The organism is Streptomyces sp. JLBJ103, assembly GCF_058215575.1.
In genome coordinates this window covers 756,588-778,436 of record NZ_CM177089.1, presented here as the reverse complement: position 1 = coordinate 778,436, position 21,849 = coordinate 756,588, and the positions used below count along the sequence as shown (strand labels likewise).

The following is a 21,849-nucleotide window of genomic DNA, read 5'->3' as shown; positions in this document are numbered from 1 at the left end:
TCATCCCTCGCCCCGGCAGTCCCGGGCGATCCGGCGCAGCGCGTCCGCGAAGTCCGCGGCCACCGCCTCCACCGTGGACCGCTCGTGCACATCGGGGTGGTAGTACCAGGTGAAGGCCAGCCGTCCGTCCTGCACCGCGCCCACGACCTCCAGCAGATGGGAACCGCCCTGGCCCGGGTCGTGGTCCTGGCCGAAGGAACCGTGCTCGGCGTGGAACAGTCCGCCCTGGGCCTGTGAGGAGCGGGCGTCCCACTGGCCCAGGTAGTTGAAGACGATCTGCGGGCCCGCACCGGTGCCGGTCAGCCGCTCCCGTACTTCGGGCGCCCCGAAGGTCCGCAGCGCGCCGAAGCCGAAGCCATTGCCGGGCACGGTACGCAACTGCCGCCGGACCGACTTGACCAGCGCCCGCCAGTCGGTCGCCGCGAGGTCATCGCTCTCCGGCCGGCCGGGCACCTCGAAGGAGACGGGGTACATCGTGGTGAACCAGCCGACCGTACGGGACAGATCGGCGCCCTCGACCACGTCCTCCCGGCCGTGGCCCTCGAGTTCGACGGAGACCCGGCCGTGTCCGGTCCAGCGGGCGAGTGCCAGTGCGAGGGCGGCCAGCAGCACATCGTTGATCCGGGTGCGGTACGCGGTGGGGGCCGAGCGCAGCAGGGCCTCGGTGTCCGTCGCGTCGACCTCGACCGGCACGGTGTCCGTCTCCGCGCCCGGGGTGTCGACGGTGTGGTCGACGGGAAGCGGCCGGGCCTCCAGCGCGGTGGCCCAGTGGTCGGCCTCGTGGTCCAGTCCGCCGTCGGCGACATGGGCGGCGAGCCCGGTGGCCCAGTCGCGGAACGAGGTGGTCTTGGGACCGAGGTCGACGGGTTCGCCCCGGAGGCTCTGCTGATACGCGGTGTCCAGGTCGTCCAGCACGATCCGCCAGGACACCCCGTCGATGACCAGGTGATGGGCGGTCAGAAAGAGAAATGGACGACGGGTGTGCCCGCGCCGGAACAGCACCGCCTTCAGCAGCGGGCCCCGGTCCAGCGCGAAGCTCGCGTGCGCTGCGTCGGCCGCCTCCGCCATCGCCGTGTCCGCCTCGGCCGGTGCCAGTCCGGACAGATCGTGCCGGGTCAGCACGGTGGCCGCGGGATCGGGCCCCGCGTTCTCCTGCCGCCACTCCTCCCCGTCCCGGGTGAACCGCATCCGCAGGCCGTCATGGTGCACCAGCAGTGCGGCGAGGGCCTTCTCGAGCGCGGTCTCGTCCGGCTCCTGGTGCAGCTCCAGCAGCGCGGACTGGTTGAAGTGATGCGGATTGACGGTGTGGGTGGCGAAGAACCAGCGCTGGATCGGAGTGAGCGGAAGGGATCCGGTGACCGGCTCCGACCGGGTCCGGTCCCGCTCGGCCGTCACCACCTCCGCCAGCGCGGCCACCGACTGGTGGGTGAACAGATCCTTGGTGGACATGTGCAGCCCGGCCTGCCGGGCCCGTGACACCACCTGGATGGAGAGGATGGAGTCCCCGCCGAGGTCGAAGAAGTTGTCGTGCGCGCCGACCCGTTCAAGACCCAGGACATCCGCCCAGATCGCCGCGATCCGGCTCTCCAGCGGGGTGCGCGGCGCCACATGTCCGGTGCCGGAGGAGGCCGGTGCCGGATCGGGGTCGGGCAGCGCACGCCGGTCCACCTTGCCGTTCGGGGTGAGCGGCAGGGCGTCCAGGGTGGCGTACGCCGACGGCACCATGTGGTCCGGGAGGATCCGGCCCAGGAAGTCGCGCAGCGACGCGGCGGTGGGGGACGCACCGGGGGCCGGGATCACATAGCCGACCAGCCGCTTCAGCCCTGACGACGGCTCGGGCGCGGACGCGGTGTCCCGGACGGCGACCACCGCGTCGCGCACCTCGGGGCTGCACCGCAACGCGGCCTCCACCTCACCGGGTTCGATACGGAACCCGCGTACCTTGACCTGGTCGTCGGCCCGGCCGAGGAACCGCAGGGTGCCGTCCGCGTCCCAGCGCACCACATCGCCCGTGCGGTACATCCGCCCGCCCGCCGGGCCGAACGGATCGGCCAGGAATCGCGCGGCGGTCAGCCCCGCCCGGCCGTGATAGCCGCGCGCCAGCCCCGGACCCGCCACATACAGCTCCCCGGCCACCCCGACCGGCACCGGACGCAAGCCCTCGTCCAGCACATAGGCGCGGCTGCCCGGGATCGGGCGGCCGATCGGCGGAGCCGCGGATCCGGCGGTGAGCGGTTCCGACCAGGTGCTCACCACCGTGGCCTCGGTCGGGCCATAGGAGTTGATCATTCGGCGGCCGGGAGCCCAGCGGTCCACCAGGGCGGCGGTGCAGGCGTCACCGCCGACGATCAGGGTGCGCAGCCGGGGGAGTCCGGTCTCCGGAACGGTGGCCAGCGCCGCCGGGGGGATCAGGGCATGGCTGATCCGCTCCTGGTGCAGCACCTCCGCGAGCCGTTCGCCCAAGCGCGGCCCCTCGTCCGCGACCACCAGGGTGGCCCCGCCGGCCAGCGCGGCGCACAGCTCCAGGACGGAGGCGTCGAAGCTGGGGGAGGCGAACTGGAGCACCCGGTCCCCGGCACGGACGTCGTAGTGCGCGGCACACGCGGCCGCGAAGTTCGCCAGTCCCGCGTGGCTGACCACCACACCCTTGGGGACCCCGGTGGAACCGGAGGTGTAGATGACATACGCCGGGTGGTCCGGCACCAGTTCCGGTACGTCCGGCGGTCCCTCGGGGCCCTCGTCGACCCAGACGGACGCCGGGTCGTCGACCACCACCGCGGGCCCGGCGTCCTTGAGCATGAACGCCTTCCGCTCCTCGGGATAGGCCGGATCGACGGGCAGGAACGCACCGCCCGCCTTCACCACGGCCAGCTGTGCCACCACCATCTCCACCGACCGCGGCAGAATCAGCGCCACCAGCCGCTCCGGACCCGCGCCCCGCCCGGCCAGCCGGCGGGCCAGCCGGTTCGCCGCCATGTCCAGTGCGGCGTAGGTGAGTTCACCCGCCGGGTGCCGGACGGCCGTGGTGTCCGGTGCCGCCGCCACCTGCCGTGCGAACAGCTCGGGCAGGGTGGCGGGCGCCACCGGCCGACCGGTGGCGTTCCACTCCACCAGGGTGCGCCGCAGCTCCTCCGGAGTGGTCAGGGGCAGGGCGCCCACCGGTCGGTCCGGGTCCTCGGCGATACCGGTGAGCAGGGCCTTCAGGGCGCCGCCCAGCCGCTCGGCGGTCGAGGCGTCGAACAGATCGGTGTTGTAGCCGATCAGCCCGCGCAGGGCGCCGTCCCCGTCCTCGGCGAATTCCAGGGTGAGGTCGAAACTCGCGGTCCGGACGTCGAGTTCGATGTCCTCCAGCACCAGACCGGGCAGCTCCATCGCCGGTGCGGGGATGTTCTGGAGCACGACCATCGCCTGGAACAGCGGTGTCCGGCTGGTGTCCCGCGCGGGCTGCACCTCGTCCACCACCCGCTCGAACGGCACGCTCTGGTGGGCGAAGGCGTCCAGTACGGTGCCGCGCACCTCGGCGAGGAAGTCGGTGAAGCCACGCCGGGGATCCACCGAGGAGCGCAGTACCAGGGTGTTGACGAAGAACCCGACCAGCCGCTCCACCTCGGTACGGTCCCGGCCCGAGGTCACCGTGCCGACCGCGATGTCCCGCCGGCCCGACAGCCGGGACAGCAGGATCTGGGACGCCGCCACCAGCGTCATGAACAGTGTGGTGCCCCGGGTCCGGCCACGGTCCTTCAGCCGTTCGGCCACATCCGCGGGCAGGGCGAACTCCACGGTGGCGCCGTTGCGGGTCTGCACCGGCGGACGGGGCCGGTCGGTGGGCAGCTCCAGCGGTGGCACCCCGGCCAACTGATTTTTCCAGTAGGCGAGTTGTTCCTCGGCGTGCGGACCGGACAGCTCGGCGCGCTGCCAGGCCGCGTAGTCCGCGTACCCGACCGGCAGCGGGGGCAGATCGGGTGTCCCGCCGCTCAGCTCCGCCCGGTACAGCTCCCGCAGATCACCGGTGAGCACCCCGGTGGACCAGCCGTCGGTGATGATGTGGTGCAGCGTCAGGCCGAGCACATGGTCCCGGGCGTCCATCCGGATCAGCGCGGTGCGCAGCAGCGGGCCGCGCCGCAGATCGAACGGGCGGGCCCGCTCGTACCCCAGCAGCTCCGCCAGTTCGGCTTCCCGCTCCCCGGCGGACAGCGCCGACAGATCGGTGGGGGTGAGCCGGACCTCGGCGGGCGGACGCACGATCTGCACACCCCGGCCGTCCACCGTGTCGAAGGTGGTCCGCAGTGACTCGTGGCGGGCCACCAGCGCGGTCAGCGCCCTGCTCAGCGCCTCGACGTCGAGATCCCCGCGCATCCGCAGCGCCAGCGGGGTGATGTACTCCGTGCTGTCCGGTTCGAAGGAGTCCAGGAACCAAAGACGTTGCTGGGCATACGACAGCGGCAGCTCCGCGTCCCGGCTCACCCGCGCGATCGGGGTGAGCCGCGGCCCGGTACGGCCCTCCGGCGCGCCGAGGGCCGCGGCGAGCGCGGCGACGGTCGGATGGGTGAACACCATCCGGGGCGACAGCTCCCGGCCGAACGCCTCCCGCAGCCGCGAGGTGAGCCGGATGCTGAGGATCGAATCGCCGCCCAGCGCGAAGAAGTTGTCCTCGGCGCCGACCTGTTCCACCTCCAGCACCTCGGCCCAGATCGCCGCCGTCAGCCGCTCCGCCTCGCCGCGCGGCGGCCGTGCGGGCGCCCGCTCCGCGGCCGGGGCCGGGGCGGGCAGCGCGGTACGGTCCACCTTGCCGTTGCGGCTCAGCGGCAGCGCGGCGAGCGCCATTACGGCCGACGGCACCATGTAGTCGGGCAACCGGTCCGCCGCGTGCGAGCGCAGGCGCTCACCGTCCACCGGCGCCCCGTCCGCGGCCACCACATACGCCACCAGCCGCTTGGCTCCCGGACGGTCCTCCCGGGCCACCACCGCCACATCGACGACCGACGGATGCGCGGCGAGCACCCGCTCCACCTCGCCCGGCTCGATCCGGAAACCACGCACCTTCACCTGGTCGTCGGCGCGCCCGGCGAACTCCACCGTGCCGTCCGGCCGCCGCCGCGCCAGATCCCCGGTGCGGTACATCCGCCCCCCGGGCGGGCCGTACGGATCGGCCAGGAACGAGGCCGCGGTCGGGCCGGGTCGGCCCAGATAGCCGCGTGCCACGCCCTCCCCGGCGACGTACAGCTCCCCGGCCACACCCGGGGGCACGATCCGCAGCCGCGCGTCCAGGACGTACACCCGGGTGTGGTCCAGCGGGCGGCCGATCGGCACCGTCTCCGGCACCCCGTGCGCCCCGGACATCGCGAAGCACGTGGCGAACGTCGTCGTCTCCGTCGGACCGTAGCCGTCCACGACGGTCAGCCCGGGGCAGTGTGCCAGCACCCGGCGCACCGAGGCCGCGGGCACCACATCACCACCGGTCCACACCTCGCGCAGCCCCGCGAAACAGTCCGGGGCGTCCTGGGCCAGCAGCCGGAACAGCCCGGCGGTCAGCCACACGCCCGTCAGCCGGTGCTCCGCCACCAGCGCCCGCAGCGCCCCGGTGTCCAGCTCGCCCGGCGGCGCCACCACCACCTGTCCGCCGCGCAGCAGCGGCACCCACACCTCGTAGGTGGCGGCGTCGAACGCCACCGGCGAGTGCAGCGGCACCCGTTCGTGTCCGCCGCCGTCGAAGCCCCGGTGCTGGGCGAGCGCCACCACATCGCGGTGGCGTACCCCCACCGCCTTCGGCTCCCCGGTCGACCCGGACGTGAACATCACATACGCCAGCTGATCCCGGTGCGTCGCCGGGACCGGCGGCGGGGTCCGCCCGGCGTCGCGCGCGGCCGCCACCTCGGCGGCCGTCAGCGTCACCGCTGCGCCCACCTGCTCCAGCAGCGTCGCCCGCCGCTCGCCCGGGGCGCGTACGTCCACCGGTACGTACACCCCACCGGCCTTGACCACCGCCAGCTGCGCCACGACCAGTTCGGCCGACCGGTCCATCAGCAGCCCGACCCGGTCCTCGGTCCGCACCCCGGACCGCACGAGCACCCCCGCCAGCCGGTCCGACCAGGCGTCGAGCGCGCGGTAGTCGAGCACGGTGGCACCGTCGGTGACGGCCACCGCCTCCGGGGTACGCGCGGCCCGCTCGGCGAACAGCTCGGCGAGCGAACCGGTGGGCAGCGGCGGGGCGGTGGTGTGCCACTCCGCGACGGCCGCCCGGCGCTCCGGCGCGGTCAGCAGCTCCAGGTCGTCCAGGGTGCCCCCGGCGCCGTCGGCGATACCGGTCAGCAGGGTCCGCAGATGCCCGGCGGCCCGCTCGGCCGTGGCCGCGTCGAACAGCGCCGGGTCGTAGGCGATGTCGAACCCGAGCGTCTCGCCCAGATAGGCGCGCAGGCACAGCGGGAAGCTGGTGGAGTCCTCGGCCCGCACCTCGTGGACGACGATCCCGGCACCGGCCGTGGAGGATTCGTCGAAGGGGTAGTTCTCGAAGACCACCATGCTGTCGAAGAGCGCCTCACCGGGTGGCAGCGCGCTCAGCCCCTGGATCCGGGGCAGGGACACGAAGTCGAAGCGGCGGGAGTCGCTCTGGTGCTCCTGGAGCTCCCGCAGCCACTCGGCCACTTCACGGCCGCCCTCGACCACGGCCCTGGTCGGGACCGTGTTGATGAACATGCCGACCATCGTCTCCACACCGGGCAGTTCGGCCGGGCGGCCCGAGACGGTGGTGCCGAACACCACGTCGGACACCCCGCCGTAGCGGGACAGCAGCAGCGCCCACGCGCCCTGCACCACCGTGTTCACGGTCAGCCCGTGGCCGCGCGCGGTCTCCCGCAGCCGCGCGGACACCTCCCGGTCCAGCTCCAGCCGGGTCAGCGCGGCCGAGTCGGCGCGGTGTGCCTCCGTGGGCGGCCGGTCGTACGGCAGCGGGGTGCGGGCGGTGAACCCGGCCAGCGCCTCGCGCCACCAGCCCTCGGCCCGCTCCTGGTCCTGTGCGCGCAGCCAGCGCAGGAAGTCCCGGAACGGGCGGCGCGCGGGCGGCTGGGGGGTGCGGCCCTCGACGAGCGCCGCATAGCCCTCGCACACCTCGGCGAAGACCTGGCCGGTGCTCCAGCCGTCCAGCATCACATGGTGTGAGGTCCACACCAGGGTGATCTCGTCGTCGGAGAGCCGGACCAGCGCGATCCGGCTCAGCGGAGCCGCCGTCAGCTCCATTCCGGCCGCCCGGTCCTCGGCCAGCAGCCGGCGCAGCGCCGCCTCCCGCGCGGCCGCGGACAGTTCCCGCCAGTCGTGGTGGCTCACCGGCAGCACCGCCTCGCGGTACACCACCTGCACCGGTGCGGCCAGCCCCTGCCAGCGCACCGCGCCGCGCAGCGCCGGTGTCCGGTCCACCACGGCCTGCCAGGCGGTGGCGAAGGCGTCCGGGTCGGTGACCCCGCCGATGCGCAGCGCCATCTGGTCGACATAGGCGCCGCCACCGTCGCCGGTGCCGGTCTCCACCAGCCCGTGGAAGAGCATCCCGGTCTGCAACGGGGTCAGCGGGCAGATGTCCTCCACCTCGCCGCCGTCGCCCGCGACCAGATCCACCTGGCGCTGGTCCAGCCCGGCCAGCGGGAAGTCGGAGGGAGTACGGCCGCCCGCCCCGGGTGTGGCGCAGTGCTCGACGATCTCCCGCAGCGCGGCCATCACACCGTCGGCCAGCCCGCGCACCGTCGCCTCGTCGTACATCCGGGCCGGGTAGGTCCAGCCCAGCTCGAGACGCCCGTCCTGGACCGCGCCGGTGATCTCCAGCAGACAGCCGCGGGTCTCTCCGGGGGGCGCGTCCTGTCCGGTCACCGGCAGTGGCTCGCGGACGAGGGCGGACGCGGTGCCGCCGTCGGCCACGTCCCACTGGCCGTGGTAGTTGAAGGAGATCTGTGGGACGGGACCGGCGCGCAGCGCCTCGGCCGCGGATCCGTCCGGGGCGAGATGGCGCAGCGCGCCATAGCCCAGGCCACGGTGGGGTACGGCCCGCAGCTGCTCCTTGACCGACCGCAGGGCGTCGCGCCACCCCGCGTCCGCCGCCACCGTCAGCGCGAGCGGGAACTCGGCGGTGAACCAGCCGGCCGTACGCGACAGGTCGATGTCCTCGAACAGGTCCTCGCGGCCGTGGCCCTCCACCCCGATGAGCACGGTGTCCCCGCCGGTCCACCGGGTCAGGGTCCGGCCGAGGGCGCTCAGCAGGACGTCGTTGATCCGGGTGCGGTACACCCCGGGGACGTCGCGGAGCAGCGCGCCGGTCGCGGCGCGGTCGAGGACGGCGGTCACCGTGGCGGCCGTCTCCTGAATGTTGACGCCCTCGCGGTCCACCGGCAGCGCGGTGGCCGGTGTCCGCGCGGTACGCGTCCAGTAGGCCAGCTCGCCGTCGAAGCCGCCGGAGCGCACATGGTCCGCCAGCCGGGCCGCCCACTGGGCGCAGCCGCTGCTCACCGGGGGGAGTTGGGGGGTGCGTCCGTCGGCGGCCTGCCGGTACGCGGTCTCCAGGTCGCCCAGGAGAATGCGCCAGGACACCCCGTCCACCACCAGATGGTGTGCGGTGAGCAGGAGTTCCGGCGGCTGCCGGTGGCCGGAGGTGAACAGCAGGGCGCGCACCACCGCCCCCTCGGCGATGTCCAGACCGGTCTGGGCGCGGACGGTGGCCTCCCGCACCGCCTCCGCCCATGCGTCCTCGCCGAGCCCCGACAGGTCGTAGCGATCGAAGACCCCGGCGGGTGCCGTGGGCAGCACCTCCTGCCGCCACTGCCCGCCGGAGACGGTGAACCGGGTGCGCAGCGCCGGGTGGTGGGCCACCACGGCACGTATCGCGTACCGCAGCGCGGCCACATCGAGCTCGTCGGTGAGCCGCAGCCGGTGGGTCATGGTGAAGTGGTGTGCCTCGCCGGGCCGCCGCCCTTCCAGATACGCCTGCTGGATCGGGGTGAGTGGCGCCGGACCGGACGGTGCCGGGGCGGACACCGGCCGCGGGGCGGCCAGGGGGACGGCGCCCACGGCGAGTTCGGCGATGGTCTGGTGGCGGAAGATGTCCTTGGAGGTGAGCCGCAGCCCGGCCTGGCGGGCGCGGGAGACGATCTGGATGCTGAGGATCGAATCGCCGCCCAGGGCGAAGAAGTTGTCCTCCACGCCGACCCGGGGGAGGCCCAGCACCTCCGACCAGATCCGGGCCAGTGTGGTTTCGGCCGGGGTGCGCGGTGCGGTGTACGCCTCCGCGTCGGACCGGGCGGGCGGCGCGGGCAGCGCCCGCCGGTCCACCTTCCCGCTGTCGGAGCGCGGGATCCGCTCCAGGGTGACGAAGGCGGCCGGGACCATGTAGTCCGGCAGGGTCCGCTTGAGCCAGGCGCGCAGCTCCACCGGATCGCGTAGCGACCCGGGCTGCCCGGCCACCAGATAGGCCACCAGCCGCCGGTGGCCGGTGTCCTCCCGGACCACCACCACGGTGTCCTCGACCGCCGGATGGTCGCGCAGCGCCGCCTCGATCTCACCGGGCTCGATCCGGAAACCACGGATCTTCACCTGGTCGTCGGTGCGGCCCAGGAACTCCAGCGCCCCGTCCGCCGTCCAGCGCGCCCGGTCGCCGGTGCGGTACATCCGGGTCCCGGGGGGACCGTACGGATCGGCCACGAAGCGCTCCGCGGTGAGCCCGGGGCGGCCGCGGTAGCCGCGGGCGATCTGGGCACCGGCCAGATGCAGTTCACCCGGCACCCCGGGCGGCACCGGCCGCAGCGCGGCGTCCAGCACATAGGCGCGCAGATTCCGCCCGGGACGGCCGATGAGCGGCCGTTCGCCGAGCTCGGCCAGCCCCCCGTACACCGCGTCCACGGTGCACTCGGTGGGCCCGTAGAAGTTGTACGCGGCCGTCTGGGGCAGGGCGCGCAGCTCCCGCCACAGCGCCGGGTCCAGGGCCTCGCCGCCCACCATCACGATCCGCGGATGGTGACGGCCCGGGGCGAACAGCCCGGCGGCGGTCAGCTCGTGGAGATAGGAGGGGGTGAGATCGAGGAAGTCAAGACCGCGGGTGCGGATCAGCTCCACCAAGGTGGCCGGGTCCAGCCGTTCGCTGTCGCCGATCAGATGGACCTCCTGCCCCAGGGCCAGCATCAGCGGCCCCTCCCACGAGGTGTCGAAGGAGAACGCGGCGGTCAGCGCGGTACGCAGCGGACGGCCCGCCGCGGCCGTGTGCGGCTCGACCAGCGCCGCCCGGTGGTCATGGCAGAGGTTGACCAGCTGGCGGTGCTCGACGGCCACGCCCTTGGGGCGGCCGGTGGACCCCGAGGTGTAGTTGAGATATGCGGTGTGCTCCGGGCGCAGCGGGGCCCGCCGGTCGCCGTCGTCCGGATCGGTGGCGGACAGCCCGTCGAGCGGCGCGGCGGCCAGGGCCTCCGGGGTGAGGATCACCTCCGGCGCCGCGTCCTGAAGCAGGAACCGCAGCCGCTCCTCGGGCAGTTCGGGGTCGAGATGCAGAGAGGTACCGCCTGCCTTCAGGACGGCCAGCAGCGCCACCAGCAGCGCGGAGGTGCGCGGCAACCGGACCGCCACCACCGCCTCGGGGGCGACCCCGAGGCCGATCAGATGGCGGGCCAGCCGGTTGGCGCGGGCGTTGAGCTCCGCGAAGTCGTAGCAGGCGTCCCCGGCCACCAGCGCGGTGGCGTGCGGGGTCCGGGCCGCCTGCTCCTCGAAGAGCCGTGGGAAGGTGGCCTCCGGCACCGCGAGCGCGGTGGCGTTCCACTCCTCCAGGACCGTGTGGCGTTCGGCGTCCGAGAGCAGCGGCAGCTCGCCCACGGTGCGCTCCGGGTCCCGCGCCACCGCCGCCAGCAGCAGCCGCAGCTGCCGGGCCATCCGCTCCACGGTCGCCGTGTCGAACAGATCGGTGCTGTACTCCACGAACGCGGTGAGCGTGTCCCCGTGTTCCACGAAGTCGATCCCGAGGTCGAAGCCCGTGGTGCGGCCCGGCATCCGCACCGCCTCCACCGTCAGACCGGGCAGCCGGGGCACCTCGCCACCCAGGTTGTGCAGCGCCACCATCACCTGGAACAGCGGGCTGCGGCTGGTGTCCCGCTCCGGCTGGAGCTCGTCCACGATCCGCTCGAACGGCACGTCCTGGTGGGCGAAGGCGTCCAGCACGGTGGTGCGTACCTCGGACAGCAGCTCCCGGAACGGGCGGTCGGCGCGCACCCGGTTCCGCAGCACCAGCGTGTGCACGAACATGCCCACCAGATGCTCCAGTTCGGGGCGCTCCCGCCCGGAGGTCACCGTGCCCACCGCGATGTCCTCCTGCCCCGACCAGCGGGCGAACAGCACCTGGCAGGTGGCGAGGAGAGCGGTGAACAGGGTGCCGTCGGCGCGGCGGCCGGTCTCCCGGAGCCGGGCCACCAGTTCCGCGTCGAGGGAGAACTCCAGCAGTGCGCCGTTCCGGCTCTGCACCGGCGGCCTCGGCCGGTCGGTCGGCAGCTCCAGCGGGACCAGCCCCGCCAGCCGCTCCCGCCAGTGGTCCAGCTGCGCTTCCACCGCCGCCGCCCCGCCGCGCGGATCGCGCTGCCAGGCCGCGTAATCGGCGTAGCCGATGGGCAGTTCGGGCAGTTCAGGGCCGCGTCCGGTCACGGCCGCCGTGTACAGCTCGGTCAGATCGGTGCTGATGACGGCGGTGGACCAGCCGTCCGTGACGATGTGGTGCAGGGTCAGCGTGACGATGTGATCGGTGTCCGCCAGCCGGATCAGGGACGTCCGCAGCGGCGGCCCGGTGCGCAGATCGACAGGGGTGGCGGTCTCCCGCGCCAGCAGCCGGTCCAGCTCCCGCGCGCGCTCGGGCTCGGGCAGCCCGCTCAGGTCGTGGACCGGAAGCCGCACCCGGTACGGCTCCCGCACCCGCTGCACACCCCGCCCGTCCACCTCGGCGAAGGTGGTGCGCAGCGACTCGTGCCGGGCCACAAGACCGTCCAGCGCGGCGCCGAGGGCGGCGGTGTCCAGCCGTCCGCGCAGCCGCAGTGCGAAGGGGGTGAGGTACTCGGTGCCGTCGTCGTCGAAGGAGTCCAGGAACCACAGCCGCTGCTGGGGGTACGACAGGGGCAGATCCCCGCCGCGCGGCAGGGACGGGATGGTGTTCCGGGCCGCCGTCGCTCCGGCCGGTGCGGTGAGCTCGGCGGCCAGCGCCGCCACCGTGGCATGGGTGAACAGCAGGCGCGGGGACACCTCCGCGCCGAACGCCGCCCGCAGCCGGGAGGCCACCCGGATGGCCAGGATCGAATCCCCGCCCAGCGCGAAGAAGTTGTCCTCCGCGCCGACCTCCCCGGCCCCCAGCACCTCGGCCCACACCCCGGCCACGGTCCGCTCCGCCGGGGTGCGCGGGGCGATCCGCTCACCGCTGGTGGCGAAGCCGTCCGCGCCGGGGGCGGGCAGCGCCCTCCGGTCCAGCTTGCCGTTGGCGGTCAGCGGCAGCGCGTCCAGCGGGACATACGCGGCGGGGACCATATGCGCGGGCAGGACGCGCTCCAGCGTTTCGCGGAGCGCGGTGGCGGACGGCGGCGCGGACGCCTCGGCGGCCACCGTGTACGCCACCAGCCGCCGTACCCCCGGCTGGTCCTCGCGTACGGTCACCACCGCGTCGGCCACCTCCGGATGGGCGGTCAGCGCCGCCTCGATCTCACCGGGCTCGATCCGGAAGCCCCGGATCTTCACCTGGTGGTCGGCGCGGCCCAGATACTCCAGGGTGCCGTCCGCGGTCCACCGCGCCCGGTCGCCGGTGCGGTACATCCGGCCGCCCGCCGGGCCGAACGGGTCCGCGACAAAGCGGGACGCGGTCAGCCCCGGGCGGCGCAGATAGCCGCGGGCCAGCCCCGCCCCGGCCACGTACAGCTCACCGACCGCGCCCGGCGGCAGCGGCTGAAGGCCGTCGTCGAGTACGTACACCCGCAGATCGGGGATACCGGTGCCGATCCCGCTGCCGGTGGCGCGGGCCGCGCCCGCCCGGTCCAGCGCGGCGTAGGTGACATGCACGGTGGTCTCGGTGATGCCGTACATGTTGACCAGGAGCGGCGCGGTGTCCTGGTGGCGCGCGTACCAGCCCGCCAGCCGCCGCGGATCCAGCGCCTCACCGCCGAACACCACGGTGCGCAGGGCCAGTTCGGTACCGGGACTCTCCTCGTCGGCGCGCATCAGCGCGGCGAACGCCGAGGGCGTCTGGCTGAGCACCGTCACCCGCTCCTCCGCCAGCAGCCGCAGGAACTCCTCCGGGGAGCGCGAGACGGCGTACGGCACCACCACGAGCCGCCCGCCGTGCAGCAGCGGCCCCCAGATCTCCCACACCGAGAAGTCGAAGGCGTAGGAGTGGAACATCGTCCACACCTCGTCCGGGCCGAAGCCGAACCAGGGGGCGGTGGTGGTGAACAGCCGCACCACATTGCGGTGCGGCACCACCACACCCTTGGGCAGCCCGGTCGAGCCCGAGGTGTAGATGGCGTAGGCGGGGCTGTCCGGCAGCGGTTCGGACCCGGCCGGGACGGTGGCGGGGCGGCCGGCCAGATCGGCGGCCACCTCCGGGTCGTCCAGACACAGCGGAGCCACGTCCCCGGCGCAGCGCGGTGCCAATTCAACGGTGGTCACCACAGCCACCGGTGCGGCATCGGCCAGCAGATGTGCGATCCGGGCGGCGGGCAGATCCGGGTCAATCGGCAGATACGCCGCGCCCGTCTTCAGCACCGCTACGATCGCCACGACCATGTCCAGCGAGCGGGGGAGCGCGAGCGCCACATACCGCTCCCGCCCGGCGCCCTCGGCGGCCAGCCGGTGGGCCAGCCGCCCGGCCCGCGCGTCGAGTTCGGCGTAGGTCAGCGACGCGCCCGCGCACCCGACGGCGGTGGCGTCGGGGGTGCGAGCCACCTGCGCGGCGAACACCTCCACCACGGTCCGCTCGGGCGACGGCCACCGTGCGGCATCCCGTCCGGCCCACTCCCCGAGCAGCCGGGCGCGCTCCGTGTCGGTGGTCCACGGCAGGGCCCGCAAGGGGCGGGCCGGGTCCGCCGCCATCTGCCGCAGCAGCAGACACAGCCGGTCAGCGAGGGCGGCCGCGGTCCGCTCGTCGAACAGACCGGGGTCGTAGCCGAGGTCGAAACCGAGCCGGTCGGACAGATGCGCCCGCAGGCTCAGCGGGAAGTTGGTGGCATCGGTGGACCGCACCTCGACGATCCGCAGGCCCGCCTCGCGCGCCGAGGAGTCGTCGAAGGGGTAGTTCTCGAAGGCCACCATGCTGTCGAAGAGCGCGGTGCCCGCCGGGACCTCGCTCCAGCCGGTCAGCTGGGCCAGCGAGACCGTCTCGAAACGCCGCGCCCCGGCCTGTGCCATCTGGAGCTCCCGCAGCCACTCCACGGTGTCGCGGGCGCCGTCCACCCGTACCCGGGTGGGCAGGGTGTTGATGAACATGCCCACCATCGACTCCACCCCGGCCAGTTCGGCCGGGCGGCCCGAGACGGTGGTGCCGAAGACCACGTCCCGCTCACCGCTGTACCGCGCGAGGAGCAGCGCCCAGGCGCCCTGCACCAGGGTGTTGACGGTGAGCCCGTGGCGCTGTGCGGTACGCCGCAGCTCGTCCGAGGCGTCCCGGCCGAGCGCCACCGACAGGGTGGCGGAGGACCGGGCCCGGTGCGATGCGAGGGGCCCGCGGTCCCAGGGCAGCGGGGTGGGCGCGGTGAAACCGGCGAGCAGCGACCGCCAGTGCTCCCGCGCCTCCGTGTCGTCCTGGCCGTCCAGCCACTGGAGATAGTCGCGGAACGGGCGGCGGGCGGGCAGAACGGGACGGTCGCCCCGGGCCACCGCGGCGTAGCGCTCGCACACCTCGGTGAACACCTGCGCCAGGCTCCAGCCGTCCAGGACCAGATGGTGCGAGGTCCAGATCAGCGCCAGCCGGTCGCCGGTCAGCCGGGCCAGGGTGAGCCGCATCAGCGGCGGTGCGCTCAGATCGACACCGCGCGCCAGATCCTCCGCCCGGACCCGCTCCAGCTCGGCCTCCCGGCGCTCCGCGGGCAGTTCGCGCCAGTCCAGCTGGGTCACCGGTACGTCCACCTGCCGGTGGACGAGCTGCACCGGCCGTTCGACGTCCTGCCACACCACCGCGCCGCGCAGCACGGGGGTGCGGTCCACCGTCTCCTGCCAGGCGTCGGCGAACGCCCGCGGATCGCCCACTCCCTCCAGGATCAGGGTGGCCTGGTCGAGGTAGACGTCCTCCTCGCCGCCCACCAGCCGGTGGAAGAGCATGCCCTCCTGAAGCGGTGTCAGCGGAAGGATGTCCTCGATGTCCCGGCCGTTCCCGGCCAGCCGGTCCACCCCTGCCTGGTCCAGCCGGGCGAGCGGGAAGTCCGAGGGGGTACGGCCTCCGGTGTCCGGCCGCCCGCAGTGCCACACGATCTCCCGCAGCGCGCCGAGCATGGCGTCGGCCAGCCGCCGCACCGTGGAACCGTGGTGCACCTGGTCGGAGTAGAGCCAGGTCAGCTCCAGTTCGCCAGCGGCCACCAGCCCGGACACATCGAGCACGTAGGTGGACGGCTCCTCGGCGGCGAGGTCCCGGCCCAGGCTCTCACCGGTGAGGGTGAATCCGCTCTCGTCGCCCGAAGTCTCCCACTGGCCGTGGTAGTTGAAGCACACCCCGGGCAGCGGCAGCTCGCGCAAGCGTCGGGCGGCGGAGTCCGGTGCGCTGAGATGTGCCAGCGCCTCGAAGCTCAGACCCCGGTGCGGCAGGGCGCGCAACTGCTCCTTCACGGACTTCAGCACCGCGCCCCAGTCGTGTCCGGGCAGGGTGAGCGCCACCGGGTACTGGGTGGTGAACCAGCCGACGGTACGCGACAGATCGGCCGTCTCGTCGATCTCCTCCCGGCCGTGGCCCTCCATGGCCACCAGCACCCGGTCGCTCCGCGTCCAGTCGGCCAGCACTCGTCCGAGCGCGCTCATCAGCACGTCGTTGACCTGGGTGCGGTACACCCCGGGCACCCGGCGCAGCAGTGCGTCGGTGGTGTCCCGGTCAAGACGCACCCGGACGGTACGGGTGGAGCCCGCGGTCGCCCGGCCCGGGAGGTCCACCGGGAGCGGGGCGCCACCGGTCCGTCCCACGCCCTCCCAGTACGGCAGATCGCCGTCCAGACCGCCGCCGCGCACCAGGGCGTTCAGCCGGTGGGCCCAGCGGGTGAACGGGGTTCCCGCCGGTTCCAGCCGCACCGGCTCCCCGGCGACGGACTGGCGGTAGGCGCTTTCCAGATCGCCGAGCAGAATGCGCCACGAGACGCTGTCCACGGCCAGATGGTGTGCGGTGAGGAACAGCCGCGGCCGGGCCCCGGCTCCGCGTACCAGCAGCGCGGCGCGCAGCAACGCGCCGCCCTCCAGGTCGAGTTCGGCGCGGGCGGCGTCGGCCGCCGCCTCCGCCGCGGCGCGCTCCTCCTCGGCGCGCAGCGCCGACAGGTCGTGGCGGCGCAGCACCCGTCCGGCCACGGCGCCGTCGGTCCGCTGCCGCCACCCGTCGCCATTGGCGGTGAACCGGGTGCGCAGGGCCGGGTGATGGGCGGCCACGGCCTCCAGGGCGGCCGCGAGCGCGGTCTCGTCCAGGTCGTGGGGGAGGTCGGCCACCATCGACATGGTGAAGTGGCGCAGCGGGCCGTGGGTGGCGAAGAACCAGTGCTGGATCGGGGTCAGCGGCGCCGGACCGGTGTCGTCCGGTCGCTCGGCCGCGGTGTCGGGCGCGGTCCGCTCGGCCACCGCCGCGGCCAGGTCGGCCACGGTCTGGTGGAGGAAGATGTCCCGGGAGGTGAGCCGCAGTCCGGCCTGGCGGGCGCGGGAGACGGTCTGGATGCCGAGGATCGAATCGCCGCCGAGTTCGAAGAAGTTGTCCGTGGCGCCGACCGACCCGGCGCCGAGCACCTCGGCCCAGATCCGCGCGAGCTCCTTCTCCACCGGGGTGCGCGGCGGCACATAGGTGTGCTCCCGCCGGTCCGCCTCGGTCCGCGGGGCCGGCAGCGCCCGCCGGTCCAGTTTGCCGCTCGTGGTCAGTGGCATGGTGGCCAGCGCGGTGAACACCGCCGGGACCATATGGCCCGGCAGGGTCCGCCCCAGGGCGGCCCGCAACTCTGCGGCCGCCGGGGGCTCGAGCCCGGCGGCCGGTACGTAGTACGCGGCCAGCCGGGCGTGGCCGCGGTCGTCGGCCACCGCGATGACGGCGGCCTCGGCGACGGACGGCAGATCGAGCAACGCGGCCTCGATCTCGCCCGGTTCGATTCGATGGCCACGGACCTTCACCTGGTCATCCACCCGGCCGAGGTAGTCAAGATCCCCGTCGGCGGTCCAGCGCGCCAGATCGCCGGTGCGGTACATCCGGCTGCCCGGCGGGCCGTAGGGGTCGGCCACAAAGCGTTCCGCGGTCAGCCCGGGGCGGCGTACATAGCCGCGCGCGAGCTGTGCACCGGACAGATACAGCTCCCCCGCCACGCCCACCGGCACCGGCCGCAGCCGGGCGTCCAGCACTTGGGCGCGCAGATTGCCCAGGGGCCGCCCCACCACCGGCCGCCCGGCCCCGGTGATCCGAGCGGAGAGCGCGTCGACCGCGCACTCGGTCGGACCGTAGAAGTTGTACGCGGTGGTGCCGTCCACCCCGGCCAGCTCCCGCCACAGCGTCTGGCCGACCGGCTCACCGCCCAGCATCAGCACCCGGGGGCGGTGGCGGGAGTCGGTGAGCAGCCCGGCCGGAAGGAGCTGCCGCAGATAGGAGGGGGTGAGATCGAGGAAGTCGATCCGGTGCTCGATGACATGGCCGACCAGGGCGGCCGGGTCCAGCCGGGTGGCCTCGTCGATGAGGTGCAGCTCATGGCCGTCGGCCATCAGCAGCACCCCCTCCAGCGAGGTGTCGAAGGAGAACGAGGCGGTCAGCGCGGCGCGCAGCCGTCCGCCACCGGCCTGGGCCACCAGCCCGTGCCGGTGGTTGACCAGCAGGTTCACCATCGCACGGTGGGACACGGCCACGCCCTTGGGGCGACCGGTCGAACCGGAGGTGTAGATGACATAGGCCGCGCCGTCCGGGGCCGGGGCGGCGGTCCGGCCGGTGTCCATGGCATCGGACACCGCTTCACCGGCGGACAGCTCCCGCAGCACCGCCTCGTCGAGCACCAGCGCCGGTTCCGCGTCGGCCACCAGGAACGCCAGCCGCTCATCGGGGAGTTCGGGGTCGAGCGGCAGATAGACCCCACCGGCCTTGAGTACGGCCAGGATCGCCACCACCATGTCGGCGGTGCGCGGCAGCCGCACCCCCACCACCCGTTCGGGACCCACTCCGCGCGCGATCAGTCGGCGCGCCAGCCGGTCGGCGGCGGCGTTCAGCTCCGCGAAGGTGTACGCCGTGTCCCCGGCGACCAGCGCGATGGCCTCCGGGGTCCGGGCCGTCTGCGCCTCGAACACCGCCGGGAACGTGGCCGGTCGCACCGCGCGGACGGGGCCGCGCCCGGCCTCCGTCACCCGCCACCGCTCCTCACCGGTCAGCAGCGCCACCTCCCGCAGGGGCCGCTCCGGCTCGGCCGTCACCCCGTCGAGGAGGGCCAGCAGATGCCCCGCCATCCGCTCGATGGTCCCCGCGTCGAACAGCTCGGTGCTGTACTCCAGCAGTCCCCGCAGCTCCGCCCCGTCCGCCACGAACTCCACACTGAGGTCGAACGTCGAGGACCTGCGGGGGACATCGACGCTCTCCGCTGTCAGCCCGGCCGGACGGGGCGTGCCGCGCGGGGTGCTGTGCAGCAGCACCATCACGTCGAACAGCGGATTGCGGCCCGCGTCCCGGCGCGCCCCCACCGCCTCCACCAGCCGCTCGAACGGTGTCTCGTCGTGGGCGAAGGCGTCCAGCACCAGGGCGCCCGCGTGGTCGAGGAGCTCATGGAACGAGCGCGCGGTGTCCACCGCCGACCGCAGTACCACCGTGTTGACGAAGAAGCCGACGGCGCGCTCCAGTTCGGTACGGCTCCGCCCCGAGGTGACCGTGCCGATCGCGATGTCGTCCTGCCCCGTCCAGCGGGCGAACAGCCCCTGGCAGACCGCCACCAGTGCGCTGAAGAGGGTGGTGCGGTGTTCGGTGGCCAGCTCCCGGAGCCGGGACGCGGTGGCCGCGGAGACGGTGAAGGTGTGCACCGCGCCCGCCGAGGTGCGCAACCTGGGCCGCGGCCGGTCGGTGGGCAGCTCCAGCGGCACGGTGTCCTTCAGCCGCTCCGTCCAGTAGCCGAGCTGACGCTCCAGGGCCGCCCCGGACAGCCGCTCCCGCTGCCACACCGCGAAGTCCGGGTACTGCACCGGCACCGGCGGCAGCGGGTCCGGCGCTTCGGGCGTGGCCGCGGCGCCGTACAGGGCACACAGCTCATCGGTGAGCACACCCATCGACCAGCCGTCGGTGACGATGTGATGTGCCGTCAGCAACAGCACGTGCTCCTCGTCCGCCACCCGTATCAGCAACGCGCGCAGCAGCGGCCCGGTCCGCAGATCGAACGGGCGGGCGTAGCTCTGGAGCAGCAGCCGGTCCAGCTCCGCCGCACTGTCCTGAGCGTCGTCGCCGAGGTCCGCGACCGGCAGTGGGAGCGGGGCGGGCGGCGACACCACCTGTACGGGACGGCCGCCGGTGTCCTCGAACGTGGTCCGCAGCGCCTCGTGCCGCGCCACCAGACCGTCCAGCGCCCGGGAGAGCGCCGGACGGTCCAGGGCACCGGTCAGCCGCAGTGCCACCGCGCTGTTGTAGCCCGCCTCGTCCGGCTGGAGGGTGTGCAGGAACCACAGGCGGGTCTGCGCGAACGACAGCGGAAGCGGCCGGGTGCGGTCCGCCCGGGGGATCGCCTCGGTGCGTCCGGCCCCGCCCGCCAGCCGACGGCGCAGCGCCTCCCGCAGCTCCTCGGGCAGGGCGGCGGCGCGGCTCTTCCTCGAAGACGTCATCGTCTGTTGTGTCCTCTACCGTTCGTCGTGGTCGCCGCCCGCGGCGGCGTCTTCGAGTTCGCGCAGGATGTACTCCTCGACCAGGTCGGCGAGGCCGGAGACGGTGCGCGCGGTCAGGATGTCCCGCGGGGTCAGCTCGAGGCCGAAGGACTCCTTCGCCCGGGAGGCGATCAGCAGACTCCGCACCGAGTCACCGCCCAGCGCGAAGAACTCGTCCTCCGCGCCGACCCGTTCCACCCCCAGCACCTCCGCCCAGATCTCCGCGACGACCTCCTCGGTGGGGGTACGCGGCGGGACGAAGCGGACCGCGGGCGCGGTGGCGGGGGCGGGCGCGGGCAGCGCCGCGCGGTCGGTCTTGCCGTTCTCCGTGAGCGGCAGCCGGTCCAGTACGGCGAAGGCCGACGGGATCATGTGGCCGGGCAGCGTCCGGCCCAGCAGGGCACAAAGTTCGGCACCGTCCGGGGCGGTGGCACCGGCGGCGGGGACCACATGGGCCACCAGACGGTGCGTCCCGGGCTCGTCCTCCCGGACCGTCACCACCGCCTCGGCGAGGGCGGGATGGCCGCACAGGGCGGTCTCCACCTCCCCGGCCTCGATGCGGTAGCCGCGCAGTGTGAGCTGGTGGTCGGTGCGTCCCAGGTGGTGGATCCGGCCCGTGGCGTCATAGCGGGCCAGGTCGCCGGTGCGGTACATCCGGCTCCCCGGCGGGCCGAAGGGATCGGCCAGGAAGCGTTCGGCGGTCAGCCCCGGGCGGCCCAGATAGCCACGGGCGAGCGACGGACCGGAGATCCACAGCTCCCCGGGCACCCCCGGCGGCACCGGACGGAGCCGCCCGTCCAGCACATACACCCGGGTGCCCGGCACCGGCCGTCCGATCGGTGGTGGGGTGCCCTCGTCGGTGAGCGGACCGGACCAGGTGGCGACCACGGTGGCCTCGGTGGGCCCATAGGAGTTGATCATGCGGTGGTGCGGGGCCCACCGGGCCGCCATCTCCGTACCGCAGGCGTCCCCACCGACGATCAGCGTCCGCAGGGCGGGCAGTTCCTCCTCGGTGCCCGGCGGCAGGGTGGCCAGGGCCGCGGGCGGGATGAGGGTGTGGGTGATCCGCCGGTCCCGCAGCACCCGGGCCAGCCGACCGCCCAGCAGCGGACCGGGCTCGGGTACCACCAGCGCGGCCCCGGTGGGCAGCGACATGCACAGCTCCAGTACGGAGGCGTCGAAGCTGGGCGAGGCGCATTGCAGCACCCGGTCGCCCGGCCGCACCTGATAGTGCTCGGCCTCCGCGGCGGCGAAGCCGCCGAGCCCGCGGTGGGTGACCACCACCCCCTTGGGGGTCCCGGTGGAACCCGAGGTGTAGATGACGTACGCCGCGTCGTCCGGGCCGACGGGCCCGTGCCGGTCCGCCTCGCCGGGGCGGTGGTCCGGCCCGTCGGGCACCTCCACCGCGTCCGGCCCTTCCAAGGTGACCAGCGGAGCGGCGTCCTGGAGCATCAGGGCGATCCGCCCGGCCGGGTACTCGGGGTCGACGGGCAGATAGGCGCCCCCGGCCTTCGCCACCGCGAGCTGGGCCACCACGATCTCGACCGAGCGCGGCAGGACCAGGGCCACGATCCTGCCCGGACCGACCCCCTGGGCGATGAGGCGGTGGGCGAGCCGGTTGGCCCGCCGCTCCAGTTCGGCGTAGGACAGCTCGACGTCGGCGGAGACCACCGCGGGCGCGTCGGGCCATCGGTCCGCCGCCGCCTCGAACAACTCGGCCAGGGTGGCGAGCGGCGCCTCGTGGGCGGTGCCGTTCCACTCGGTCAGGATCCGCCGGCGCAGCTCCGGGGGCAGGATGTCGATCCGGTCCAGCGGCAGTTCGTCGGG

Annotated in this window: 1 pseudogene; it reads right to left on the bottom strand. The window is 74.0% G+C overall.

Going from position 1 to position 21,849, the window contains the following annotated elements:
• Nucleotides 1–21,840 (bottom strand): annotated as a pseudogene (locus tag AC4BEG_RS03175) (non-ribosomal peptide synthase/polyketide synthase); the annotation flags it as partial.
• Nucleotides 21,841–21,849 lie beyond the last annotated feature (9 nt).